The following is a 25,793-nucleotide window of genomic DNA, read 5'->3' on the forward strand; positions in this document are numbered from 1 at the left end:
TGGGCATGACGAACACCATCACCCGCCGCTTGGCTTTGCAACTCCTCGGCTCCGCCGCAGCCCTGCCCTTCATCGCCTCGGCCCTTCCGGCCGTGGCGCAGGAAGCTGCCGGCCGCATCATCGTGCTGTCCGACCTGCACTCGGCCTATGAGCGCACTGCGGAACTGCTCTCGACGCTCGAAAGCGAAGTCTCGAGCAATCCGGTCCCGCACATCATCCTCATCAATGGTGACGTGTTCGAGCTGGGCAATGTGGTTGCCGTGCGCTCGGCCGGCATCATCGACTGGGTCTTCCTCGAAGCCGTCGCCGCCCTCGCCCCGACGGTCCTCAATATCGGCAATCACGAGCCCGACCTCGATACCGACCTCGCCAATGTCATCGCGCAGGCAGAGGAAATCGGCATCACCGTCATCAGCAACATCACCGACACGCGCACGGGCCAGCTCTATGCGAGCACCGCGACCGACCTGACGCTGGGCGACCTGCCGGTCCGCGTCGTCGGTATCGCCACCGACAAGCTCAACACCTATCCCAAGGATAGCCGCGAAGCCCTCGCCATCCCCGAGCCCGCTGCCTGGGCCACGGAGAACCTGGCTGGTCTTCTTGATGGCGATATTCTACCCGTCGTCCTCAGCCATGCTGGCGTCGTCGCCGACCGCGCCATCCTGCCGCTTCTTGCCGATGGTACGCTGCTCGTTGGCGGTCACGATCACCTGACCTTCACCCATGACGAAGGCAAGACGCGCTACGTCCATACCGGCTCATGGAGCAGCACCTATACGGTGGTCTCCGTCGCTGCCGACAAGTCGCTGTCCGTCGAACAGAACCGCGTCCGCGACGACGTTACGCCCAACGAAGCGCTCGCTACGCTGATCTTCGACATGCTCAAGACGCACCTGACCGCTGAAGAGCTTGCAACCGTCGGCACCAGCGCTGCCGCGCTCACCCTGCCCCAGACCGGCCGCTTCGTTGCTGAGAGCATGGCGGCAGCTGGCGAAGGCGATATCGGCTTTATCGGCCATACCACGCTCGGCAATGGCCTGCCGCTGGGTGAGGTCAGCAAATATGCCTTCGACTCCGTCGTGCGCTTCGATGGCAAGCTGATGGTCGCCGAAGTCGATGCCGCAACCCTCGCTGAAATCCTCGCCGTGGTGAACCAGGACGAAGCCCAGACGCTCGAACAGCGCACCGGCGACTTCCTCTACGCCGCCCCGACGGGCCTGCCGACCAAGGACGTCTATCGCCTCGTGACCAATGACTGGTCGGCGACCAACCAGAAATCGTATTTCGGGCGCGAGGATCTGGTGTTCACGCCGGGTCCGGAAGTGGCACTGAAGGCGCTGGTTGTTGCGGCGCTGAAGTAGATACTGAACCCACCCATCCGTCGTCACCACCGGGCTCGTCCCGGTGGTCCATGCGGAGGCGAGATGGATTGCCGGGACAAGTCCGGCAATGACGACAACTAACAATTGGGAGGTGGGGGGCTACCCCGCCTTCCGCCCCACCAAATCCACGAGATGCGATTTTCCGACATGGGCCGAACCCTCGGCCACTTCGCCATCCCGATCACCGAGATGAAAAATCTCGAGCGCCGAAAACTTCTCGGCCAGCAGCGCCTCGGTATAGAGGTTTTCCAAAATCCCCGGACCGCCGGTCTTGTACTCAAGCTGCCGCGGACCATAACCCTGCAGGATCAGCAACCCACCGGGTTTCAGCGTCTCGATCATGCCAGCAAAGATCGTATCGCGCAGATCCGGCCCGGCGAACTGGAAGAAGATGCCGGCGACGACATCGAAACGCTCCGCTGGCCAGTCATAGTCAGAAATATCGAGCAGCTTGGTACTGAGTTTGACGCGGCGTTTGGCGGCGAGCTTTTTCGCCTTCTCGAGCCCAACCGGCGAAGCATCAAGGGACAGAACATCGAGCCCCTGCTCCGCGAGCCAGACCCCGTTCCGCCCCTCGCCATCGGCTATCGCGAGGGCCTTGCCGGACTTCGGCAGCAGATGGCTTTGTGCGGCGAGAAAAGCGTTGGGCGCTTCGCCGAAAACATACTCGTCACGGCTGTAGCGATCGTCCCAAAAGCTCATCAATAATCCTGTTCGAAGAACACGCCGAGGCTGGAGTCGCCGTTCTGCCCGGCCGTGCCGCGCACCACGAGGTCGTTGGTGACGTCGAGGTTGATCGTCACCTTGGACTGGCCGTTTGCCCCGGCCGTTACGCCGAGATAGATATTGTCCTGCAGGTAGGTGCCGGCCTGCACACCCACATTGCCCTGTGCGTCGGTGACGACATCGAGATCGGCAAGACCAGCCGCGCCGCGGAGGCCATCGACGAGACCGCCGCCACCGCCGCCAACCAGTTCGGCAGCAGCGCCGGCAAGCTGGGCCAATTGCAGCGGTGTCAATTCGCCCATGGAGCGCTTGAAGATCAGGCGGCTCAGCACTTCATCCTGCGGCAAGGTCGGATTGGAGGTAAACGTCACTTCCGGTGCCGAAGCACGGCCGGAAATGGTGACGAAAACCGTGATCCCGTCGCCCTCGGTCCGCGCCAGGAAATAGAGCTGCGGGTCGAGATCGCCCAGCAGCGTCACCGTGCCGGTTTCAAAATCGAGCCGCTGGCCGAGGACGGACAGACGGCCACGTTCGAGCGAGAAGGCACCCACCGGCTGGATATTGTTGAGCGGCCCGGCAAGGCGCACCGAACCACCGACCTCGGCATCGAGGCCACGGCCGCGAATGAAGATCTGGTTGGGCGCATTGACGGTTACGTCGAGCAAGAGGCCCGACGACCGGGTCTGCGGCACCGGAGCGCCGGCCGCATCGATGCGGGCGCGCTGCAGGGTCTGCTTCACCTCGGGCGGCGGCGCCACATGTTTGACATCGATGAGCGGCGTGCCGCCACCAAAGCCTTCCGGCACGGTGATATTGGCATTCTCGATATTGAGCGTGCCGGCCAGCAGGGGCGTACCCGTGAGATTGCCGGTCAACGTCAAGCCACCCGAAACCGTGGCGAGGAAGATTTCGCCATCCGAATAGCGGGCCGAATTGAGCGAAACACGCAGATCGGCCGGGAATTGGCCGGAAAGGCCGACCGTGCCCGAGGCAGAAACGCTGCCGCCGGTCGCGAGATTGGCCGTGAGGCTTTCAATGCGGGCAGAGGTGCCGGCAAGCGTCGCGCGGCCGGTAATGTCGGTGAGGCGGAGATTGAGTTCGGGATCGACATAGCCGGCGCCATTGACCGACACCGAACCACCGAACTGCGGCGCGGCAATGCTGCCTGATACATCGGCATTGAAATTGGCCGTGCCGGAAAGCTGGCCACCACGATCAATGAGGAAGCGATTGGCAAGGGCCAGCGGCGCCGAGCCCGTCAGCGTAACGGCAAGCCCGCCGCCCGACAGCGGCACGCGGCCGGAACCGGTGACATTGAGACCACCTGCGCCATTGGCGGCAAGACGCTCGATGGCGACGCTATTGCCGGAGTAGGAACCGGCGACCGTGGCGCTGATCGGCGCAATGCCGAAGGACTGAATGGCGGCGGCGTTGATGCCACTGCCGCGCGCATCGAACCGCACCTGCGGATTGGACGCTGAGCCGGACACAACCGCCGTGCCATCGAGCGTACCGGCAAGGCCGAGGCTGGGCACAATGGTATTGGCGATGGAGAGCGGTAGGGAGGCAATATTGACGTTGAGTGCCAGCGTCTCGCCGGCCGTACCCGAAGCGGTGATGCTGCCGGAGCCGACATCGAAGCGCAGGGCGTCGAGAGCCACACTATTGCCCTGCACCAGCAAGGTGGTGGGGTTGGCAAGACGGGCAGAAATGCTGCCCTGGGCGAGGTTGGCGCGATCAAGCGATACGCGATAGCCGCCTTCGACCGGGGCAAGGCCACCAGCGACGTCGACATTGGTGCCGGTGCTGAGAGCCGCCTGGGCATCAAAGCTCGTCGTGTCGCCGCTCTGGCTGGCGCGCGCATTGAGCGTGTTCACCGTGGTGCCGGCGGCAACGACGTTGCTGGCCGTGACCGTGCCGTTGAGCGCGGGAACGCCGAAGAGATCGACAGCCGTGGCGCTGATTTCGGCGCGGCCAACGGCAATGTCGTTGATCTTCAAATTGGTCGCGTTCGCCGTAAGACCCGCCTGCTGCACACCATCGACCGGCGACAGGGCCAGCGCGGCATTGATGCTGCCCGAGGCTTCGGTGAGGAGCAGGGCCGCTGCCAGCGACACATCGGACGCCGTGACATCGAGCCGGCCATTCAGCAATTGCGTGTCGACAGCGCGGCTGACTGAACCGAAAACGCGCGTACCTGCGATTTCGAAATCGAGATTGTTGAGCGCCTGCTGCGCCGTGTCGGAGACGACCTGCGAAGCGAGCGTGGCCCGATGACCATCGAGCATGGCTTCGCCGCTGATGCGACCGGTCAAGTTGCCTTGCAGCAGCGAGAGATCGAGACCGACCTTTGCGTCGCGGAGGTTGCGACCGACGAGATTGCCATTGGCAACGGTGGCGTCGAGCAAGAGAGCGACCGGCGCTTCGGCCGATGCCGATTTTGCCGTGCCACGCACGACGAGCGCGCCGGAGGCCTGGTCGGTGAGAAGGCCGAGATCGGAGAGATCGAGCCCGATGGCGAAATTGGCTTCGCTGGTGCCATAGACGCCGTCGGCGGTGAACTGCACCTGCGGATTGGTGACGGAGAAATCGTCAGCGACGATACCGGCTTCGGTGCGGGCGAGGCGACCGGACAGCGCCACATTGCCGGCCAGCAGCTTGTCGGCGGTCTCATCGTCGATGGTCAGGTTATTGCCCGAGCCTTCAAAGGTCAGGTCGAACCCGCCGCCGACAAAGGCAACAGAACCTTCGGCGTCGAGCGACAGGCCGCCAGTCAATTCGCGACCGGCAAGGCCCGAGAACGGCGCGATGCTATCGGTCTGGACGCCAATGCGGCCGCGGAACGCTCCGCCATCGATGACACCCGAAAGACCCGCAGTCAGCGCTTCGCCGACAATACGAAGCTGCGCCAGTTCGATCGGCTGGCCGGCGTTCCAAAGCCCGGCAATACCGAGACCAACACTGTCGCCAAGCGCGGCTTCCACCGCTTCGTCGCCGGCAATGCCGGACAGCGTGCCGTCACCGTTAAAGGTGATCATGCGGGTCGCGGGATCGGAGAGATTACTGGCGACGCCGTTGATGGCGAGGCCAACACGATCGGCGGAGAAATCGCCGGTGATCAGCTTGTCGATGCCGAGATCGGCACTCCAGTCATCGGAACCATCGCGGCCGAAATCGATCGTGAGCTGCGCCGCCTGCACCTGCGGCGCGCCAGAGGCGGGCAGGAGCACAAGGCCACCGGCCGGGTCGGCTATGGAAGCCGTCAGGTCTAGGCGCGAGAGGAAATTGTCCGCCGTGGTGCTGGCATTGGCCTCAAGCGCCAGCTGCCCGCCGGTCAACGACAGGTCGTTGATGTCGATACCGCCGGCGCTGCGCACCAGTGCATTGAGCGACAGCCGCGTGTCGTCGCCGAAGAACGGGCGATACTGCTCGGCCATCAGCATGGAGAGCGGCCCGCCGAGATCGGCGTCTACGGCAAAGCCTTCGGCCGTCTGATTGATGGTCGAAACGCCGGCAAGCGCCGTCTGGCCATTGGCGAGCAGCGTCAGGTCCGCGCGAAGGTCCGCGACCGGCCCCTGCCCCGCCAGCGTCAACTGCATGGCTGGCCGCCCCTCGATATTGAGGAGATTGGCCAGCACACCGTTTTCCGGTTCGTTGAGATCGAATTTCAGGTCAATCTCATTGGTCTCGCGCACATAGGACACGTCGAGATTGAGCGTGCCGCCCGGCCCATCGAGGCGCACGATGTCGAGCGCCGTGTTGAGATTGCCGCCTTCAAGCGCCAGATTGCCGGCGAGCGAAATTTCTGAGCCGAGGCCGAACACGCCATCGCCGAAGGTGACGCGGGGCACCGACAATTCGCCGATATTGATGGCCACCGGGAATTCCGGCACCGAAAAACTGCCTGCTTCCGGCGGCGGCAGATCGACGCCCTCGGCCGGAACTGCATTGCGGATATATTCGATCGACTCGGCCTTGAGCGAGTTGACCTGCAACCGGCCGGTGAAGAGCGCCGCCTGGCTCCAGTTGAGGCTCGCATTGTTGACGCGCAACCACACGCCCTGCTGGTCGGCAATGGTGATCTCGCGGATCGACACATCCGAGCCGAGCGCACCATCGATATTGGACAGGCGAATCTGCCGCTCCGGCGTCGAAAGCTGGCCTTCGACGAAGCCGGTCAGCCAATCCTTCTGCGCTTCATCGGAATTGTCCTGCGCAAACAGCGCCACAGGCACGCCGATCAGCGGCACGAGAACGAGCGAAGCCAGGGCAACGCGGCGGTATTTTTTCTTCACAAGCGGCATCATCAGAAAGCCTGCCCGATGCCGACATAGATCGCATAATCCGGATCGCCCGCCCGCTTGTTGAGCGGAATGGCCACATCGAGGCGCAGCGGGCCCAAACCGGTATAGTAGCGCACGCCGGCGCCGACCCCGAGACGGAGTTCGTCAAGGCTCGGGAAGGTGTCTGCCGCGACATAGCCACCATCGACGAAGCCGACGACGCCAATGCTTTCGGTCACCTTGGCCCGCGCTTCGAGCGAGGCTTCGAGCAAATAACGTCCGCCGGTCACGCCGCCCTTGCCATCGTCAACGCCGATGGATTTGACCGCATAGCCGCGCACCGAGCCGCCGCCGCCAGCAAAGAACAGCTTGTCCGGCGCGATTTCATTGAGTGCCGGCCCGAGAAGCGCACCGGCCTTGACGCGACCGGCCAGCACGAACTGGTCATCCTCGGAGAAGCCGAAATAGGTGCGGGCTTCGGCGGTGAGCCGCAGGCCCATCTTGTCGAAGGAGAAGTCGTAATAGGGCTCGGCATTGCCCGAGAGATACCAACCCTCGGTCGGATCGACCGTGCTGTCGCGTCCGTCAAAGGTCGCGCCGGCATAAATGCCGAGGGTTGAGAAGTCGCGTGTACCAAAAACGTCGTCGAAGCGCGCGCGCTCATAGACCACGCCGCCTTCTGCCGTCAGTTCATCGGAGAAATAGTGCGTCAGGCCCAGACGCGCCTGTGCCGATGTTTCCGTATAGGTCGGATAGATCGTGCGCTCGGCCGCAATGGCGGCGACAAGATCGGTATCGGGGGTCAGGAAGCCGGGCTTGGTGAAGGTACCGCCAAACATGTAGTCGAACTGGGCGGTATCGATCGGCCAGGCAATGCTCGCGACACGCGCATCGAGCCGCAGCCTTTCGGCCTGCCCAAAAAGATTGCGCCAGAGATGGAAGCCCTCGACGCCGAGGCCGTCGACGGTGGAATAGGTCGCGCCCGCGCCAAAGCGGCGGCCGGGCAATTCTTCAACGAGAAGCTCGTAAGGCAGCAGCCCATCGGGCGAAATATCCTGCGCCGCCTGGAAGCGCGCCGCACGGAAGACTTCGAGTCGGTCCAGACGCCTTTGTGCGCGCGTCAGGTCGTCGGGATCATATTCCTGACCCACCGCAAGCCCGGTCTGCTGGCGCACGAATTCGGGGTTCATGTTCTGGGTGCCAGTGACTGTGATGTCGCCAAAGGCTGCGAGACGGCCCGGATTGACCGTGATGGTTACATCGACCGTGTTATTGGCATGATTGGCAACCACATCGCGACCGGTGATTTCAGCCTTGGCATAGCCCTGCTGCTGCCAGGCCTGAACGGCAAGCTGCTCTGCCGCAAGGATCACCGAAGAGCGCGCCACCTGGCCCGCGCCAAAGCCACGCAGAACCGGCAGGTCGACCTGGTCGTCCGGATCGCTGGTCGCGGGCGCCTGGTTGGCGATGTTGACGCTGTTGAACGTAAAGAGCGGACCGGGATCGACTGAAACGGTTACATCGACGGGATTGGGCAGCCGCGCATCGGGCGCCAGCTTGGACGCTTCCACGCCGCCGACGAGGATACTGATGGCGGCGCCATAGTGGCCCTCATTATAGAGAGCCGCGATGATGCGCCTGTAGTCGCCGCGTGCCTTGGCAAGGAGCCCTGCTACGCCGGAAGCTGGCTCGCCCTGATCGGCCACGAGCGAGGACGCATTGCGCGCCGCATTTTCGACAGCGCCGGTCTGGGTCGAGGAGAACGTGACGACATAGTTCTGCGGATCGATAACAACCGCATCCTGAGTCTCGTCCTCAAAAAACTTGAAGCCGAACAGTTCAAAACCATGCGCAGGAGCCGCCACAGCCAAGGAGGCCGCGGCGATGCACAAGGCGCCAATACTCGATACCCAACGCGCGCTTTGCAGTGAACCAGTTCCCGACCGTTACGCTTCAACCAATAGGTCAAAGCTGAGAATAGCTTGGCGCACGGAAAGATTGGGTTAACCCTCCCCCGCCTGCCCAAAGGGCGTCCTCTTCATGGCGAGTTTAGGGCCAGCCTGCCGCAAAGGGCAAGCTAGAGGCCGGAACGTGATGGTTTTGAAAAAGAATACGTGGCCGATAGGCAACGGTTTTTGGAGGCCGGTGTCCCACCACAAACTCGGTGTCATCCCCGCGAAAGCGGGGATCTCTGTTTTGCGCACAAGCAGGGATTCCCGCTTTCGCGGGAATGACGCCGTGGAGGAGGAAGGTAACCTACTCCCGCGCCAGCGCCTCCACCGGATCAAGCCTTGAAGCCGACCGCGCCGGCATGAACCCAAACACAATCCCGATCAGGCTCGCCGAGACAATCGCCAGCACGATCGATTCCGTCGAATAGACCAGCCGTGCCCCCGAGACGAGCACGGTCAGACCCTGACCCAGCGCGAAGCTCAGCCCCACACCGGCAGCGCCGCCGACAAAGCAAACCAGCACCGCCTCGATAAGAAACTGCCGCAAGATATCGCCCCGCCGCGCCCCGACGGCCATGCGGATGCCAATCTCCTTGGTCCGCTCGCTAACGGACACCAGCATGATGTTCATCACCCCAATGCCACCCACAACCAGCGAGATCACGGCGATGGTCGAGATAAGAAGCGTCATGGTCTGGGAGGTGGACTGGATGGTCGTGCGGATCGTGTCGGTATTTTGCAGGAAGAAGTCCTGCGTCCCGCCATGGAGCCGTGTCAGCAATTCGGTGATCTCGGCTTCCGCCGTAGCCATGTCGTAGTCGTCGGAAATGCGCACCGCGACCGAACTCAGGTAGGACTGCCCAAGAATACGGTCCATCACCGCCGTATAGGGCATATAGACATTGGCCGAATTGCCGCCCGGCCCAAAGCCGGACTGATTGGCAACGACACCGATGACCCGCACCGGCACTTTGCCCAACATGATCACCCGCCCGATCGGGTCTTCGCCATTGGTGAAAATGGCGTCGACGGCATTCTGGTCGAGCACCGCCTCCTGTGCCTGCGTCGTCACGCTGGTTTCCGTAAAACCCGAGCCCGACGAAAAACTGCGGCCATTGACCTGGAAATAGTCCTCGCCGACGCCGGTGATCGAAGCGCTCGACGCCGTATTGCGATAGCGCACCGTCGCCTGGCTCGACACCTGCGGCGAGACACTATCCGCGTAAGGCTGGCCCGCCAGCGCATCGGCATCCGTGGGTTTGAGCGTCCGCACCCTGCCCGAGCGCATGTCGCCAAAGCCGGAGCCGGGATAGACATTGATCGTATTGGTGCCGATCGACGAAATATTCTCGAGCACGCTCTGCTGGCTGCCCTGCCCCAGCGCCACCACAGCCACCACCGAGGCAATACCGATGATGATGCCGAGCATGGTCAGGAAGGTGCGCAGCTTGTGCGCCCCCATGGCCCGTAGGGCCATGGCCAGCGCCTCGCCCATGCGGTCGATCCCCATGCGCCAACCCGGTTTGCGCCGCACTTTTTCGACGCGATTGGCCGCCGTATCGCGTTCGCCGATATAGCGGTCATCGATGATCGCCCCATCGGCGATCTCGATCACCCGCTGGCACTGCTCTGCGATCTTGGCGTCGTGGGTGACGATGATAATCGTATGTCCGTCTGCATGCAGCTCCTTGAGCAGCGCCATCAATTCCTTGCCCGAACGCGAGTCGAGCGCGCCGGTCGGCTCGTCGGCGAGGATCACCTCGCCACCATTCATCAGCGCCCGCGCCACGCTGACGCGCTGCTGCTGGCCGCCCGAAAGCGCATTGGGCCGATGATGCAGCCGCTCGCCGAGCCCAAGCCGCGTCAGCAGTTCCGTCGACCGCTTTCGCCGCGCCGTCGCATCGGCGCCAGCATAGACGGCCGGCACTTCGACATTCTCGACCGCGTTGAGATCGGGCAGCAGCTGATAGCGCTGGAAGATGAAGCCAAAATGCTCGCGCCGCAGCGCGGCCAGCTCATCGGCATCGAACTTGCTGACGTCACGACCGTCGAAGAGATAGGTCCCCTCGGTCGCCCGATCGAGACAGCCCAGAATGTTCATCAGCGTCGACTTGCCCGAGCCGGACTGGCCGATAATGGCCACCATCTCGCCGCGATGGATATCGAGATCGACGCCCTTCAATACGGCCGCGCTCTCCCCACCCGCCGCGAAGCGGCGGACGAGGTTCTTGATGGAGATGATGGGTTTCGAGCTTGCCGACACCCCCTCCCGGCCTCCCCCATCTAGGGGGAGGTGCAGGTCTGTGTGCTTGGCAGCTTTTTTGCCCCCAACTGGATGCGGCACCTCCCCCCTTGTGGGGGAGGCCGGGAGGGGGGTATCGGCGCGGCTTGTCAGTGTCGAATGCATGGAAAACCTCACCGCATCATGATCATGGGGCCACCGGCACCGCCGGGACCACCCATGCGGCCTGCCCCCTGCCCGCCCGCCGGCCGCGACACCGTAACCAGACCGCCGCTGACGACCTGCTCGCCCTCTTCGAGGCCGGAGACGATCTGCGCCGTGATATTGTTATTGAGCCCGACCTCGATGCGACGCGGCTGCGTTTCTTCGGTCTTGGGATCATAGACCATGACCATCACGGCCCCATCCGGCCCCTTGCGCGTCACAAGACTCGAAGGCAGCGTCAGCGCGCCCTGGGCTTCGTCGAGCACGATGGTGACTTCGGCCGTCATCGAAATGCGCAGGCGATGGTCGGCATTGGGCACGTCGAACAGTCCATTGTAATAGATGGCGCTGCTCGAACTATCCGATGCCGTGTCGCTGCTGATCGATGTCGGCGCAGGCTCAACCTCGCGCAGCGTCGCCTCGATGCGATTGTCGGGTTCGCCCAGAATGGTGAAATAGACCTTCTGCCCCGGCACAACCTTGACCACATCGGCCTCGGAAATCTCGGCCTTGATCACCATGGTGTCGAGATTGGCGATCTTGGCGATGGTCGGCGTGGAAGAATTGGCATTGAGCGTCTGCCCTTCCTCGACCACCAGCGCCACGATAGTGCCATCGCTGGGGGCCACGATCTGCGTGCGGGCGAGATTGAGCTGGGCCGATTCCACCGTGAGATTGGCCTGATCGATCTGCGCGCTGAGTTGGTCGATCTGTGCCTTGGACTGTTCCACCGCCGCCTGGGCTGTCTCAAGATCGGTCTGCGACACAAGGCTACCGGCGCTCAATTGCGTATTGCGCGCCAAAGCCGCCTCGGCCTTGACCAGCACCGCTTCCTGATTGCGCTTCTGCGCCTCGATGCCCGCCAACGCTGCCTGCGCCGACTTCACCGCGTTTTCCTGATCGAGACTGTCGATCTCGGCGATGAGGTCTCCCTTCTTCACGTTCTGCCCAAGGGTGACATGAATGGCCTCGATACGGCCCGATACTTCCGCGCCAACGCTGACCAGCGAACTGGCTTCCAGCACGCCCGTCGCCAGCACCGTCGTCTCGATATTGGCCTTGGTGACGGCAGTGGTTTCCGGAACTGTTTTCGCTTCCGGCTGGCCGAGGAAATACCACCAGGCCGCACCACCGCTGCCCGCGAGCACCAGCACCACCGCAAGTAATTTGGCCAAGCGTTTCAATATCTTAAAACCCCAAACATGAATCTCATGCTCAAAATAAGGAATTCGGGGCCGAACTTCACGTTAGGCTTTGGCAATGCAGCCTTAAACTTTGGAAAGGTTGACGCGGCCAGTCTGCCGGTCCACCTTGCCGGCCTCCCTTTCTGACCTTCCTTCAGGACCTGAAATGTACCAGCTGCTCGACCCCAGCCGCTTTGTCGTCTTCATCACCGGCGCCACCTCGGGCTTTGGCGAAGCGGCCGCCCGCCGCTATGTCGCCGCCGGCGGCAAGGTGATCGCGACCGGCCGCCGCAAGGACCGCTTGGAAAAGCTGCAGGCCGAGCTCGGCGCCGACAACTGCTACATCATCGAGCTCGACGTGCAGGATCGCGCCGCGATGGAAAAGGCCATTGCCGAAATCCCCGCGCCCTTCAGCGCCATCAATATCGTCCTCGCCAATGCCGGTCTTGCGCTCGGCCTGCAGCCCGCCGCCGAAGCCGTGCTCGATGATTGGCAGACCATGATCGACACGAATATTTCGGGTCTGGTCTATACCGTACGCCTGCTGTTGCCCGGCCTCATCGCCCGCGGCGGCGGCCATGTCGTCACCCTCGGTTCCGTGGCCGGCGAATATGCCTATCCCGGTGGCTCGGTCTATGGCGCAACAAAAGCCTTCGTAAAGCAGTTCGCGCTCAACCTGCGCTCGGACCTGCAGGGCAAGAATGTTCGCGTCACCAATATCGAGCCCGGCCTGACCGAAACCGAATTCTCGCTCGTCCGCTTCAAGGGCGATGAGGGCAAGGCCTCCGCGCCCTATTCCAGGACCAAGGCAATGAATGCCGACGACATCGCCGAGAGCATTTTCTGGTCCACGACGCTGCCCGCCCATGTCAACATCAACAAGATCGAACTGATGGCGACGACCCAGGCCATTGGTCCCTTCGACATATTCCGCGAAGGCTGACAGCCTCTTATGAAACGGGCAGTATGGGGCCGATTGTGGAGGTCCTCATGCTGCCCCGTCTGCTTCTGCCGGCCCTGGTTGCCGCTCTCCTGCCCGGCACTACCCTCGCCGCGCCCGTCTCGCTGAAATCGCTCGGCGACACCTGCCTCGAAACCACCCTCAAGAACTGCACCGTGGCCGCAGCGGGCTATGTCGCCCCGCGCGACACGAACCGGCTCGCCTACCAGATCCAGTCCGGCGTCGACGAATATGAGGGCATGGCCGGCGGCGTGGTGGTCTTTGCCGAAACCGATGGCGCCTGGGAACTGCTCGCCAGCGACTTCAACGGCGTCTGGTATCAGCTGCCCCGCCTCTCCGAAGCCGAACCCATCCTCTTCCACCTGCCCGGCGTGACTGCCGGCACCGGCTCGTTCAATGCCGACGTCCTGTTCGAATTTTCCGCCGACGACAAGGAGTGGCGCCGGGTGGACATGGACAGTTGGTGGGAAGGCGTCGAAGCAAAGCTGCCAAAAGGCCTAGAAATCTGGAAGGGCGTCACCTACGATTTCGGCGAGAACTATTGGGGCGAATACGTCGCCCGCACCAGCCTATGGCAGGAAACCGACGCCAATTGCTGCCCGACGGGTGGCTCGGCGGTCATCCACTTTACGGTGGAAGACGGGGCGTTGAAGGCTGGGGACGTGGAGTATGAGGAGCCGAAGGAAGAGGCGGAGTAGGCGCCTCCCCTCGTCCGGCCACGGCGTCATTCCCGCGTAAGCGGGAATCCCTGTTTCACAACGGAGATCCCCGCTTTCGCGGGGATGACACTGAGTTTGAGCAGGCCTCAAGCCAATCCCAAAAACCTCACCGTATCCGGATCAACCGGAATCCCCTCTGCCCGCCGCCGATCCATCTCTTCCCATTCCCGATCGCCCGGCGCCATCACGCGGCCGCCTTCGCGCACCCGCGACCCACGCAGGCTCTCGAGATAGCTCCCGATCGCCGCCGCAAACACCGCGCGCCCGGCGAATTTGTCGGGATCGATCACCAGCACGAAATGCCCCATATTCCGCGGCGTCGAAATATCGTCGCCGCCATACATGGGGATGAAATCGGGATCGAGCGTTGTCCCCGTCAGCAGCGCCGAAAACAGCGTCGCCACCCCCGCAAGCGCCGCGCCCTTGTACCCATAATCCAAACCGCCGAGCGGCAGCAGCATATCCGCCGCATGCGGATCGGTCGTCGGCTCACCATCGGCAGTGGCAGCAACGCCCTCCGGCAATTCCTTGTCGAGCGAACGATGCAGCAGCACACGATTGAGCGGAATGGACGAGGTCGCCATATCGAGGAGCCACGGCCGCGCGTTCGGCACGGGCGCCGCAAAGGCCAGCGGATTGGTGCCGTGGAATTTCTGCGCCCCATCATAGAGCGCCACCATGGAGTCGGTATTGGTCGTCGCAAAGGTCACAAACCCCTGCTCCGCCCCCGCCAGCGCATAAGCGCCTGTCGCGCCCAGATGCGACGAGTGCTTTATGCCCACAGCGCCGACCCCGGCCTGCCGCGCCAGCTCAATGCCAACCTCGACTGCCTTGTAGGCCGCATAGTGCCCGAGCCCATCATCGCCATGGACCATGGCGCTACCCGCGCCCCGGCTTTCGACCTTCAACTGCGGGTTCTTGTTGAGCCGTCCGCCACCCAACATCTTGCAATAGTGACCGGTAAGCCGCACGCCATGGCTGTCCACACCCACCAGCGACGCATGGATCATCGCCCCGATCGCCGCCGCCCGCGAAGCCTCGCTCGCCCCAGCCTCGGCTAGCCGCGTCGCAACACGCTCCCGCACAAGGGCTTCGGCAAAGCGCGGCGAAATATCATCACTCATTGGTCTCTCCCTCACCCCGTTCTACCCACCGTATCAACGAGACGAAAGCCGAAACCTCCCCTTGTCGTCATTGCCCGACTTGTTCGGGCAATCCACCTCTCCGCGCGCACCGCCCTATCCCATGGATCACCGGGACAAGCCCGGTGATGACGACGACGGAGAGAGGGATATGCACTGCCCATGCTTTAACCGCACACCACCCTCACGCACTTTTTGTTGGCACTCGCATCCCGTGCCGCTATTCTTGACCCAAAGTTGAGACCAGCCCCATGCCCAAAGCCCCCGATCAGACTACAAACGACCTTTGGCACGTCGTCGCCGCGACCGATGAACTCGCCATCGGCCTCGTCGAAACGACGCTCCTCCTCGATCGCCGCATCGCCCTGACGCGCGGGCTCGATGGCGAGCCGGTCGTGTGGCTCGCGAGCGACGAGGAAAACGGCGACGAGATCGACCCCGAAACCGTGCTCGACCGCCTCCCCGTCCGCACCGCCTATGGCTACACCTGGACCTGCCTCGGCACCCCTTCGGCCGAACTCTTCCCGATCCCGGAATATGCCGAACCCGACCGCACCAACATGAGCTGCGGCTCCATCGGCATCCACGTCTCGGCTCCCCGCGCCGTCGAAAACTTCCTCGACATGGGCCACTTCCCCTATGTCCACACCGACATTCTGGGTTCCGAGCCGCATACCGAGGTCAAGGAATACGACGTCGAGGTTTCGGAAGAACGCGACGAAGTGCTGGCCACCAAGTGCAAGTTCATCCAGCCCATGGCCGCCAAATCGGCAACCGCCGCGATGGAAGTCGAATATGTCTATCGCGTGCCGCATCCCTTCTGCTCGGTGCTCTACAAATCGTGCCCCGAGGATGAGGGCCGCCGCGACGTCATCGGCATTTTCCTCCAGCCCATGACCGAAGAAACCTGCCGCGCGCACCTCTTGCAGTCGATGATCGACTCCTATTCGACCGTGACCGACCTGCGCCGCTTCCAGCAGACCATTTTCGGCCAGGACAAGCCGATCCTCGAAAACCAGTACCCCAAGAAGCTGCCGCTCGACCCGCGCTCGGAAACCCCGATCCGCGCCGACAAATCGGCCATCGCCTATCGGAGATGGTTGAGCCAGAAGGGGATTACCTACGGCGTGATCCCGCAGGCCTCGTAAGGCCCACGACCAAAGCGCCCCGTACGCCAGGGCGGTTTGTGACTAAAAATTCGATCGTGGCGCGATCCTCAAACTTTTGGATCTGATCGACATGCCCCTGTCCCTCTCAGACCCCGCCTGGTACCCTATCGCCTCAAGCGAGGACTTGCCGTTCCGCCACGTCTATCAGGGCCAGTTACTCGGCCGTGAGCTCGCCGTCTGGCGCGCCGATGATGGCAATGTAAACGTCTGGGAAAACCGCTGCCTCCACCGCGGCGTGCGCCTCTCCATCGGCATCAATGAAGGCCAGGAGCTGAAGTGCCAGTACCATGGCTGGCGCTATGCCAACCAATCGGCCGGCTGCACCTATATCCCTGCGCACCCCGCCGACGCCCCGGCCCGCCGCATCGAAAACCGCAAATATCCGGTGAAAGAAGCCTTTGGCCTCATCTGGTCCGCCGCCAATGACGACCAGAAATTTTCTCCATTTGCCGGCGCCGAAAACACCGACTGGTTCCCGCTGCGCCCCATGCCGGTCAATTCAGCGCCCGAAGATGTGCTCGCAGGTCTTGCTGGCCTCGCCCCCGATGACCAGCCGGCCGATCTTCTCCCCGGCATGGCCCTGCGCCTCGGCACCACCATCTATTTCGTCCAGCCCGTCGATGCCGGCCGCGCCGTCATTCGTGGCCTCATTGCCGGCAAGCCGGAAGACGAAGTGGCAACCCTCCGCCACTACAACGAAACGCTGACCAAGCTGCGCGACCGCCTCGAACGCGCCGCGGCCAGGAAGCCAACGCCCGAACCGCTGCAGCCGGTCTTCGAAAAAGTCTCGGCCGACCTAGCCTCCATGCCCGACATCGCCATTCCGCGCGGCAACACCATGCCCGTCGTGGTCAAGCGCAAGTGGAAATCAGCCGACGGCGTCATCGGCTTCGAGCTGGCCGACCGCGACGGCAAGCACCTGCCGACCTTCCAGCCCGGCGCCCATATCGACGTGCACCTGCCCAATGGCCTCATCCGCCAATATTCGATCACCAACGGCCCCGGCGATCTTTCGTCCTATGTCATTGGCGTCAAGCAGGAGAGCGCCTCCAAGGGCGGCTCGAAGGTTCTGGTCGAGACCGTTCGCGAGGGCGACGTCCTCGCCATTTCCGAGCCGCGCAACAATTTCCCGCTGCGCCGCGACGCTACCCGCACCGTGCTGATCGCCGGCGGCATCGGCATCACGCCGCTCCTGTCCATGGCCCGCTTCCTCGACAAGTCGAGCCTACCTTACGAGCTGCATTACTTCGCCCGCACCGGCGACGGCCTCGCCTTCCAGAGCGAACTCGCCGCGCTCCATGGCAAAATCGACCGCCACATCGGCCTCGCCCGCGAAGCCATCAAGGCAAAGATCACCGAAGTGCTTGGCCAGTACCAATTCGCCAACCACGTCTATATCTGCGGCCCCGGCGCCATGCTCGAAATGGTGCAGGAAACCGCAGCCTCGCTCGGCTGGCCCGACGACGCGATCCACTTCGAATATTTCCAGAACGACAAGGTCATCGACTCGTCGTCGGCCTTCGATGTCGAACTCGCCCGCTCGGCCATGACGCTCCATGTCCCGGCCGGCAAGACTATCCTCGAAACCATGCGTGAAGCCGGCCTCACCGTCCCATCCTCCTGCGAGCAAGGCGCCTGTGGCACCTGCCTCACCACGGTCATGGAAGGCGAGGTCGACCACCAGGACGTCTATCTCAACAAGACCGAGAAGGCCTCCAATACCTGCATGATGACCTGTGTCAGCCGCGCCAAATCTGGCCGCCTCGTGCTGGATATCTGATAATGACCATAACGCTTTACGACTTCGAGCTCTCGGGCAACTGCTACAAGCTGCGGCTGCTGATGAACATCCTCAACCTACCCTTCGAGATCGTGCCGGTGGACTTCTTCCCCGGCCGTCAGCACAAGGCCGACTGGTTCCTGCGCATGAACCCCTTCGGCCAATTGCCGGTGCTGAAGGACGATGACCTGACCCTTTCGGACTCCGGCGCCATCCTCGCCTATCTGGCGAAAAAGTACGACACGTCCGGAAACTGGTTCCCTGATGACCCAGCCATCACCGCCGAAGTGCTGCGCTGGCATTCCGTCGCCGACGACATCACGTCCACGTCCTCTGCCGCCCGCCTCGCGCTCGGCTATGGCTACGCCTTCGATATCGAAAAATCGCAAAAAGGCGCCCATCGCATTTTCCGGCTGATGGACGAGCACCTCTGGTTCGGCGAAAAATCCGGCCGCGACTGGCTCTGCTCGCCGGCACATCCGACCACCGCCGACATCGCCTGCTTCCCCTATGTGATGCTGAGCGAAGAGGGCGGCATTTCTCGCCAGGATTATCCGGCCCTCCGCCGCTGGACCGACAGGGTACGTCGCGTGCCGGGTTTCACGGTCATGTCCGGCATTTTCCCAGCCGGCCGGGCGAAGGAATAAGCTAAGGGCGCCTCTCGGCGCCCTTTTTCATTTCACCTTGCTCGCGGTCTTGGCGACCTTCCAGCTCACATAGTCATCTGCCGTGCAGCCATAGGGCGCATTGCCGTCGCCGAAGCGCGCATAAAGCTGCTCGCAACCCCAGGTGTTGAGCGGCTCGGGCATGATATTGTTGATCTCGATGCCCACAGCGTCGAAGGCATCCGGCGCCACGGTGACGTAGTAGAGCCAGAACCCCAAGAACGCGACCACGGCCAGCACCAGCACAGCGCCACCAGCCAGCAGCCCGCGCACGATATTGGGCCCGCGCTTCGCCTTCGGCGGCGGATTGGCCGCGAGCCTTGCCCCACGCTGCTCCTGCTCGGCATCGAAAGCCGCCAGCGCCTGCTCGCGTTCGATATCGGTCAGTTCCACCCGTTCGAGATTGCGATCGAGCAAAACGGGAATGGCCACATGCTCAAGCTTGACCGCCACGCCAACGGGCTTACCCACCTCATCGAGCCCGATCAGCGGCGCCTGCCCCTTGGCAAAGTGCGTCCGCGTGGTGCGCTTCGAGCGTCCCTTGAGATGGTCGACATAGGAAACCACGCCATTCTTCACCTCGACCACGTCGACCGGCACCACCGTCAACCGCCCCGGCGTCGCCGCCGCGCGATTTGCGCCGGCCGCCTTCGAAGCCGTGATGATCGTCGCGATCGCGCCACCAGCGAACAGCAGCATGAACACGGCAAAGACACCCAGCCGGTTCCACAGCATGTCGAGCCCGAGGCTGAGCGTCGCCAGCTCCGGATCGTCCCGCGCGATCACCACGTCGACCATGTAGTCGCTGCTCGAAAAATCGAGAAAGGCCAGCGAGATGTGCTTCTCGTAGCTCTGTCCGTCGACGCGATAGGTAATATCAGCCTCGCAATCGGTGAGGCCGCGGCGCGAGCTGCACTCGCCATCGCGCAGATCCCAATCCTCCACCGTGCGTGGATCCTGATTAATCTGCCAGTCGCGCCACAGGCCCGGCCCTTGCCACCAGACAAGACCGACCGCCAGCCCCGTAAGCATGACGACCGTAAAGAGGAACGCCGCCGGCATGGAAAATGGCCGCCGGGCAATGGTCAGGGATCGATTGGGTAGCGGAAGGGTGACCTGGGACATGAAGTGCCTCTTCGAGTTGTCAGCTTTGGGGCCCGACTCGGCTCGAATAGGACAGCAGAGCCCAGTCACGAACCAGCCTTGAACGCACCGCAATTGTGGAAAAGCTTCGCACGCAACCACGAGACCAGTTGCAGGTATCTCCCTGTCGAACGGGCAAAACCTGACGCACTCACTGGAACTCGGCCGCCAATCCCGCTATTGGCTTCTTAAGATCGAGGAGAAAATCCCATGATTATCGAGCCCAAAATCCGCGGCTTCATCTGCGTCACCGCCCACCCCACGGGCTGCGCAGCCAATGTGCAGCACCAGATCGACCACGTCGTGATCAAGGGTGCCATTCCTTCGGATCGCAAGCGCGTGCTCGTGCTCGGCTGCTCGACGGGCTATGGCCTCGCCTCGCGCATCGTCACCACCTTCGGCAGCGATGCCGATACAGTCGGTGTGTCCTTCGAGCGCGAGCCGGCCGAAAACCGCCCCGCCTCCGCAGGCTGGTACAATAACCGCGCCTTCGAAAATCGCGCCCGCGCCGCTGGCCGCAAGGCCGTCACCATCGAAGGCGACGCCTTCTCCGACGCGATCAAGGCCGAGACCATCGAGGCGATCAAGGCCAATCTCGGCCAGGTCGACCTCATCGTCTATTCCCTCGCCTCCCCGGTCCGCACCGACCCCAAGGACGGCGTCACCTATCGCTCGGCCATCAAGCCCTATGGCCAGCAGGTGACATCCAAGACCCTCAACACCGCCACCGGCGAAGTTTCGGAAATCACCGTCGAACCGGCGACCGAGGAAGAAGCTCAGTCGACCATCAAGGTCATGGGTGGCGAAGATTGGGAACTCTGGATCAAGGCCCTGTCGGATGCCGGCGTTCTGGCTGACGGCTTCCTCAGCCTCAACTACACCTATCTCGGCTCCGAACTGACCTGGCCGATCTACCACAAGGGTACGCTGGGCAAGGCGAAGGGCGACCTCGACCGCGCCGCCAAGGCGATCCGCGCGACCCATGGCGAAAAGTCTGCCAATGTCGTGGCGCTCAAGGCCGTCGTCACCCAGGCAAGCTCGGCCATCCCCGTCGTGCCGCTCTATGGCACGCTGCTGATCAAGGTCGAGGACGAAATGGGCCTCGGCGAAGGCCCGATCCACCAGATCGACCGCCTCTTCCGCGAAAAGCTGCAGGGCGACGTGGCGCTCGACGACGAGAGCCGTATCCGCGTCGACGATTGGGAACTCTCTGTCCCGATGCAGAAGGAACTCGAAAAGCGCTGGGCCAAGCTCACCACTGAGACCCTGCCCGCACTGGCCGACCTGCCAAAATACCGCGAAGAATTCATGCGCCTCTTCGGCTTCGCCGTCGGCGGCGTGGACTACAGCAAGGATGTCGATCCCCGCGTGGTCGAATAAGGTTTTGGGGCGCCCCTGGCGCCCCTTTTCTTTCTTGGGGTGCACGCGGCAGGCATTCGTGGCTCACCCACCCCACCCTCATTCCCTCCCCATCAAGGGGAGGGAGGCGCAAGCGTTAGTCGTCTCGGCTCCATCGTCTCCCTCCCCCTTGTGGGGAGGGATCAAGGGTGGGGGTTGGGCCGCCTCAGGCGCCCATCTCGCTTCAGCCCGGCGGATAGGCGTGCTCTTCGCCCTGCCAGTCGCGCACCCTGAAACAACCATCCCCCGCTGACACGGTCGCCGCCCCGATATCGGCCTTGCCGTAACCGCCGGGAATATCGAGCACATAGGTCGGCTGACACAGCCCCGAAATCCGCCCGCGCAGAGCCGCGACAAGTTGCTGGCCCTCCTCGATGCTCAGGCGGAAATGGCCGGTGCCCGGCGCCAGATCGGGATGGTGCAGGTAATAAGGTTTGATGCGGTTCTCGACGAACCCGCGCATCAGCGCTGCCAGCGTCTCGACATCGTCATTGATGCCGCGCAGCAGCACCGACTGGCTGACAAGGACCACGCCGCCATCGACCAGCGCCTTGAACGCCGCCTTGGCCACAGCAGAAAACTCTCGCGGATGATTGGCATGCACCGCCAGATAGGTGGTCTTGCCGCTCGAGGTCAGCGCCGCGACCATCTCCGCATCGATCCGCTCCGGCTCGACCACCGGCACACGTGTATGGAAGCGCACAATCTTGACGTGCTCGATCCCCCGTAGCCGCTCCATCAACCCAGCCAGCCGCCGCGGCGACAGCACCAGCGGATCACCGCCGGTCAGGATCACTTCCCAGATCTCCGTGTGGCTCGCGATATAGTCCATCGCCGCATCGAGCTCGGCCGACGTCAGCGTCCCCAGCCCCTGCGGCCCCACCATTTCGCGGCGGAAACAGAAGCGGCAATAGACCGGGCAGACATGCACGGCCTTCAGCAGGACGCGGTCGGGATAGCGATGGACGATACCCTCCACCGGCGAATGCGACAGGTCCCCAATCGGGTCCTCGCGCTCGTCCGGCGTCGTCAGCAGCTCCGCCGCAGACGGCACGAACTGCAACGCCATCGGATCAGCGGGATCATTGCGATCGATCAGCTCAAGCACCGCCGGCGTGATGCCGATGGCATACTTCTCCGCCACCGCCTCAAGCCCTGAATTGGCTGGCACCAACCTTGCTGTTTCAAGATCGGCCACCGTCTTCAGCGAGGCCGCCCGCGCCTTCACCGGCATTTTGGCAATCGCGCTCATTCGGCTACCGGCGCCCAGAGCACCGCCTCGATCCGCGGCGCACCTGTCGCGAGCATAAGCAGCCGGTCAAACCCCAGCGCCACCCCGCTCGCCTCCGGCATCAATTCCAGCGCCCGCAGAAAATCCTCGTCGATTGGGTAGCGCTCGCCATAAATGCGCTGCTTCTCTTCCATCTCCGCCTGAAACCGCACTCGCTGCTCCGCCGCGTCCGTCAGCTCGCCAAACCCATTGGCGAGCTCAACCCCACAGGCATAGACCTCGAACCGCTCCGACACCCGCCGATCCCCCGGCACGCGCCGCGCCAAAGCCGCCTCGCAGGCCGGATAGCGATCGAGAACCGTAACCCGCCCATTGCCCAATTGCGGCTCGACCTTTTCGACCAGGACCCGGCTAAAGAGATAGCTCCAGCTCCGATCCTCCGGCACATCGAGCCCAACAGCAATCATCTGCGCCGCCAGCGCATCGCCATCGGGCACGCCCTCATCATCCATGGTCGCAAAGAGATCAATTTCGGCATGCGCGAGAAACGCATCGGCAACGCTCACCCGCTCTGCCCCGGCGCGCGGATCACAAATCCGCCCGCGGAACTCGAACTGCGAAATCCTCGTCACCTCGGCGGCCAACTCAATAATCGCCAGCGTATCGGCAATGATCACGTCATAGGCCTCACCCACCCGATACCATTCGAGCATGGTGAATTCCGGATGGTGCAGCGCCGAACGCTCGCGATTGCGCCACACATGCTGGAGGCTCGCGATCCGCCGCTCCCCTGCCGCCAGCAGCTTCTTCATGGTGAATTCGGGCGAGGTGTGCAGATACATCGCCTGCCCTTCCCCGTCGTTCCCGATCATCGTCGTGCCAAAGGCATGGAGATGCGTCTCGTTCCCCGGCGAGCGCTGCAGCCCTGGCGGATCGACCACGAGAAAATCGCGCTCCGCCAACCACAGGCGCACTGCCGCATCGAACCGGCTACGCGCAAGCAGGATCGGCCGCCGATCGGCATGGCGCTCTGGCGCCCACCAGGGCGAATGATCGGCAATGTCGAACGAACTCATGCGGGTTTCTTGCCGTGCGGACTGGCGAAATGGCGCGGAATAGGGTATCGGGCGCTCGACAATAGCTTATCGGCGCGAGACGGCTTGCCTCTATTACGCGCCAAACGATCGAACAAGGAAGAAAAATGGTCAAGGTCATCGCCTCGTCCCTGCGCAAAGGCCATGTGGTCGAGCAGGACGGCAACCTGCACGTCGTCCTCACGGCCGAAAACGTTCACCCCGGCAAGGGCAACTCGGTGACCAACGTCACCATGCGTCGCATTTCCGATGGCGTAAAAGTTCTCGGCCGTTGGCGCACCGTTGAAATGGTCGAAAAGGCCGACGTCGATGACCGCGTCTACGACTATCTCTATTCGGACGGTGAAGGTAACCACTTCATGGAGCCGGAAACCTACGAACAGCTCGTCGTTTCCGACGACGTCATCGGCGACCAGAAGGCCTACCTGTCGGACGGCATGAAGGTTCACCTCATGACCCACGAAGGCATCGCGCTCTCGATGGAACTGCCGCAGCGCATGACCTTCGAAATCGTCGAGACCGAGCCGGTCGTGAAGGGCCAGACGGCTTCTTCCTCCTACAAGCCCGCCGTCCTCAACAATGGCCTCCGCGTCATGGTGCCCCCGCACATCGATGCCGGCACCCGCATCGTCATCCTCACGGAAGACAATTCCTACGTTGAGCGCGCAAAGGACTGATCTGCGGCGGCGCTTCGCGCCGACAAAACTCCCCGGTGGGGAGTTTTGAGCAGCTCAGGCCCGGAGAGCTATGCTCGCAGGGCGCGAACACTCGGACACCAAAACGGGCCCATCTGGGCCCGTTTTTCATTTCTCCTCGATCTGCCGTTCGGCCTCGTGCCAGTAGAGGTCCGAGCGATCCGGTGGCGTGCCGTCTTCCAGCCACCGGTCATAGGCTAGCTGCCTTTGGTGCATGTGCTTGGCCCGGAGCCAATATTCCATCGCCCTGCCCTCCGGCCGTCCATCCTGTTCCCAGAGAAAATAGGCCGTGTCCCGCACGCGCTCCGCCAGCGCCGAATTCTTGTGCATTGCTCTTGCCGCAGAATGGGGGTGAACGCTTGCCCGCTCACCCCGTCGAGCTTCAGGCCGCCTTCTTGTTGACGACGCTGGTCGCCAATTGCGTCAGCTTCTTGTCCGTCGCTTCTTCCTCGGCCAGCGTCTGGCCAAAGAGATCGGCCGCTTCGGTATGGCCAAGCTGCTTGGCCCAGGACCGCAGCGTGCCATAGCGGGCAATCTCATAGTGCTCCACCGCCTGCGCCGCAGCGGTGAGCCCGGCATCAAGCGCCTGGGTGCCCTTGAACTCATCCATGATCGATTTGCCCTCGTCCAGAATCCCGAGGATCGCGTCGCAGGTTTTCCCGCGCGGCGTCTTGCCAAGCAGTTCGAACACCCGCTCCAGCCGCTCCACATGGCCTTCGGTTTCCGTGTGGTGCTGCTCGAAGCCGGCCCGCAGTTCGGGCGAGGTAGCGGCCTTGGCCATCTTGGGCAGCGCCTTCAGGATTTGCCGCTCGGCATAGTATATGTCCTTGAGGGTTTCGAGGAACAGATCATCCAGTTGCTTTTCAGCCATTTCTTGGGTCTCCGGGATTTCGCTTTGGCGACGCTGCACCTGCAACGGGTCGTGCCGACCAAAGTTCCGGCCCGAGGCGATCACGATCTGGCCCCGGCCGATTGCCATCTGGCCCCAGCCGATCACCATCTGGCCGGCCGATCACCATCTGGCCCAGCCGCTCCACCTCGCATAGAGTTGCGCCGAGGAGAATCTGCCCCATGCCGACTTCGCTCTATCCGGCCGATTTCTACGCCAATCGCCGGGCCCATACGGCTCATGCCGCCAGCCGCATCTTTGCTGCCCTGCCCGAAAAGCTCCCGCGCAATCGCGTCGCCGACATCGGCTGCGGCACCGGCACCTTCCTCGTCGCTTCCGGCGCCAGCTATCAGTTCGGCATCGAGGGCGATTGGGTAAAGCCCGACATGCTCGACGCCCCCGACATCGTCTTCGAAAGCCGCGATCTCGAACAGCGTTTTGCAGGCCCCCGGGTCGACCTCGTGCTCTCGCTCGAAGTCGCCGAACATCTTTCCCCCGAGCGCGCCGAAAGCTTCGTCGCCGACCTTGTCGCCATGGCTCCCGCAGTGCTCTTCTCCGCCGCCATCCCCGGCCAGGGCGGTGTCGGCCATCTCAACGAGCAATGGCCAAGCTATTGGGCCGCCCACTTCGCCGCCCATGGTTACAAACCCTACGATGTGCTGCGCGACAATATCTGGACCGACGAAGCCGTCCCCGCCTGGTACCGCCAAAACGCTATTTTGTTCCTGGACGATGAAACAGCCGCGGCTCTGGCGCTAACCGCCAGCGACCCGGCCCTGCTCGACCGGGTCCACCCAGCCTTCTGGGCCCGGGCCAATCGCGAACTCAAATACGCAAACGCCCTGCCGGAGTCAGAAGTGTTGCGGCAGCAGGCGCAGCAGCAGCAATAGGATATCCCCACCCCACGGCGTCATTCCCGCGAAAGCGGGAA

The 25,793-nt window shown here is 63.0% G+C and carries 20 protein-coding genes; 9 read left to right on the forward strand and 11 right to left on the reverse strand.

Annotated elements, in window-relative coordinates; genetic code table 11:
• Positions 1–5: 5 nt before the first annotated feature.
• Positions 6–1,364, forward strand: a complete 1,359-nt coding sequence (locus tag ACSQ2A_RS13450) for a metallophosphoesterase (protein WP_436072634.1) — start codon at positions 6–8, stop codon at positions 1,362–1,364.
• A 120-nt stretch (positions 1,365–1,484) separates the two neighbouring features.
• Here ACSQ2A_RS13450 and ACSQ2A_RS13455 read toward each other — a convergent pair whose 3' ends face one another.
• From ACSQ2A_RS13455 to ACSQ2A_RS13475, 5 genes are all read right to left on the reverse strand, one after another.
• Positions 1,485–2,087: an SAM-dependent methyltransferase gene (locus ACSQ2A_RS13455; RefSeq protein WP_436072635.1), complete on the reverse strand. Its 603-nt coding sequence runs from the start codon at positions 2,085–2,087 to the stop codon at positions 1,485–1,487.
• Entirely contained in the window at positions 2,087–6,418 is a 4,332-nt protein-coding gene (locus tag ACSQ2A_RS13460; protein ID WP_436072636.1) for a translocation/assembly module TamB domain-containing protein, read from the reverse strand. The genes ACSQ2A_RS13455 and ACSQ2A_RS13460 overlap by 1 nt, the downstream gene beginning before the upstream one ends.
• Positions 6,418–8,286, reverse strand: a complete 1,869-nt coding sequence (locus ACSQ2A_RS13465) for an autotransporter assembly complex protein TamA (protein ID WP_436072637.1) — start codon at positions 8,284–8,286, stop codon at positions 6,418–6,420. Before ACSQ2A_RS13465 ends, ACSQ2A_RS13460 begins: the two co-directional genes overlap by 1 nt.
• Before the next feature lie 364 nt (positions 8,287–8,650).
• A complete protein-coding gene (locus tag ACSQ2A_RS13470) occupies positions 8,651–10,609 on the reverse strand; it encodes a MacB family efflux pump subunit (RefSeq protein WP_436072638.1) in 1,959 nt (652 codons plus the stop codon).
• Positions 10,610–10,761: 152 nt separating this feature from the next.
• Complete coding sequence (locus tag ACSQ2A_RS13475; RefSeq protein ID WP_436072639.1) at positions 10,762–11,967, reverse strand: efflux RND transporter periplasmic adaptor subunit; 1,206 nt, start codon at positions 11,965–11,967, stop codon at positions 10,762–10,764.
• Positions 11,968–12,142: 175 nt separating this feature from the next.
• Between ACSQ2A_RS13475 and ACSQ2A_RS13480 the strand changes: the two genes are divergently transcribed.
• Both ACSQ2A_RS13480 and ACSQ2A_RS13485 read left to right on the forward strand, forming a co-directional pair.
• Positions 12,143–12,919 carry an SDR family NAD(P)-dependent oxidoreductase gene (locus ACSQ2A_RS13480; protein ID WP_436072640.1) on the forward strand — a complete coding sequence of 259 codons (777 nt, stop codon included), beginning with the start codon at positions 12,143–12,145 and terminating at the stop codon, positions 12,917–12,919.
• Positions 12,920–12,966: 47 nt separating this feature from the next.
• The gene (locus ACSQ2A_RS13485; RefSeq protein ID WP_436072641.1) at positions 12,967–13,635 is read left to right on the forward strand and encodes a hypothetical protein; all 669 of its coding nucleotides are present in this window, start codon (positions 12,967–12,969) and stop codon (positions 13,633–13,635) included.
• Between the two features lie 107 nt (positions 13,636–13,742).
• Here the strand turns inward: ACSQ2A_RS13485 and ACSQ2A_RS13490 are convergent, their stop codons facing one another.
• The gene (locus ACSQ2A_RS13490) at positions 13,743–14,780 is read right to left on the reverse strand and encodes an Ldh family oxidoreductase (RefSeq protein WP_436072642.1); all 1,038 of its coding nucleotides are present in this window, start codon (positions 14,778–14,780) and stop codon (positions 13,743–13,745) included.
• Positions 14,781–15,049: 269 nt separating this feature from the next.
• Between ACSQ2A_RS13490 and ACSQ2A_RS13495 the strand changes: the two genes are divergently transcribed.
• The 3 genes from ACSQ2A_RS13495 to ACSQ2A_RS13505 all read left to right on the forward strand — a co-directional run bounded on the left by ACSQ2A_RS13495 (position 15,050) and on the right by ACSQ2A_RS13505 (position 18,394).
• Entirely contained in the window at positions 15,050–15,946 is an 897-nt protein-coding gene (locus ACSQ2A_RS13495; RefSeq protein ID WP_436072643.1) for an aromatic ring-hydroxylating dioxygenase subunit alpha, read from the forward strand.
• 91 nt (positions 15,947–16,037) lie between these two features.
• Positions 16,038–17,747 (forward strand): Rieske 2Fe-2S domain-containing protein, encoded by a 1,710-nt coding sequence (locus ACSQ2A_RS13500; RefSeq protein WP_436072644.1) that lies wholly within the window; start codon positions 16,038–16,040, stop codon positions 17,745–17,747.
• Between the two features lie 2 nt (positions 17,748–17,749).
• Complete coding sequence (locus ACSQ2A_RS13505) at positions 17,750–18,394, forward strand: glutathione S-transferase family protein (RefSeq protein ID WP_436072645.1); 645 nt, start codon at positions 17,750–17,752, stop codon at positions 18,392–18,394.
• Positions 18,395–18,421: 27 nt separating this feature from the next.
• Here ACSQ2A_RS13505 and ACSQ2A_RS13510 read toward each other — a convergent pair whose 3' ends face one another.
• Positions 18,422–19,537, reverse strand: coding sequence for a hypothetical protein (locus ACSQ2A_RS13510; protein WP_436072646.1), 1,116 nt, complete (start codon positions 19,535–19,537; stop codon positions 18,422–18,424).
• Positions 19,538–19,765: 228 nt separating this feature from the next.
• On the opposite strand from ACSQ2A_RS13510, the gene fabV reads away from it, so the two are divergent.
• Positions 19,766–20,935 carry an enoyl-ACP reductase FabV gene (fabV, locus tag ACSQ2A_RS13515; protein ID WP_436072647.1) on the forward strand — a complete coding sequence of 390 codons (1,170 nt, stop codon included), beginning with the start codon at positions 19,766–19,768 and terminating at the stop codon, positions 20,933–20,935.
• Between the two features lie 202 nt (positions 20,936–21,137).
• Here the strand turns inward: fabV and ACSQ2A_RS13520 are convergent, their stop codons facing one another.
• Positions 21,138–22,205, reverse strand: coding sequence for a lysine-2,3-aminomutase-like protein (locus tag ACSQ2A_RS13520; protein ID WP_436072648.1), 1,068 nt, complete (start codon positions 22,203–22,205; stop codon positions 21,138–21,140).
• Complete coding sequence (gene epmA, locus ACSQ2A_RS13525) at positions 22,202–23,260, reverse strand: EF-P lysine aminoacylase EpmA (RefSeq protein WP_436072649.1); 1,059 nt, start codon at positions 23,258–23,260, stop codon at positions 22,202–22,204. The genes ACSQ2A_RS13520 and epmA overlap by 4 nt, the downstream gene beginning before the upstream one ends.
• 125 nt (positions 23,261–23,385) lie before the next feature.
• Between epmA and efp the strand changes: the two genes are divergently transcribed.
• Positions 23,386–23,955 (forward strand): elongation factor P, encoded by a 570-nt coding sequence (gene efp / locus ACSQ2A_RS13530; protein WP_291416202.1) that lies wholly within the window; start codon positions 23,386–23,388, stop codon positions 23,953–23,955.
• Between the two features lie 126 nt (positions 23,956–24,081).
• Here the strand turns inward: efp and ACSQ2A_RS13535 are convergent, their stop codons facing one another.
• A complete protein-coding gene (locus ACSQ2A_RS13535; protein WP_295414831.1) occupies positions 24,082–24,303 on the reverse strand; it encodes a DUF2934 domain-containing protein in 222 nt (73 codons plus the stop codon).
• 52 nt (positions 24,304–24,355) lie between these two features.
• Positions 24,356–24,844, reverse strand: a complete 489-nt coding sequence (locus tag ACSQ2A_RS13540; RefSeq protein WP_295414832.1) for a YciE/YciF ferroxidase family protein — start codon at positions 24,842–24,844, stop codon at positions 24,356–24,358.
• 200 nt (positions 24,845–25,044) lie between these two features.
• Here ACSQ2A_RS13540 and ACSQ2A_RS13545 point away from each other — a divergent pair, with 200 nt between their 5' ends.
• On the forward strand, positions 25,045–25,752 hold the full coding sequence (locus ACSQ2A_RS13545) for a hypothetical protein (protein ID WP_436072650.1): 708 nt from the start codon (positions 25,045–25,047) through the stop codon (positions 25,750–25,752).
• The last annotated feature ends 41 nt before the right edge of the window (positions 25,753–25,793 follow it).

Origin of the sequence: Devosia sp. LjRoot3, assembly GCF_964252865.1 — a bacterium.
Classification (GTDB): Bacteria; Pseudomonadota; Alphaproteobacteria; order Rhizobiales; family Devosiaceae; genus Devosia.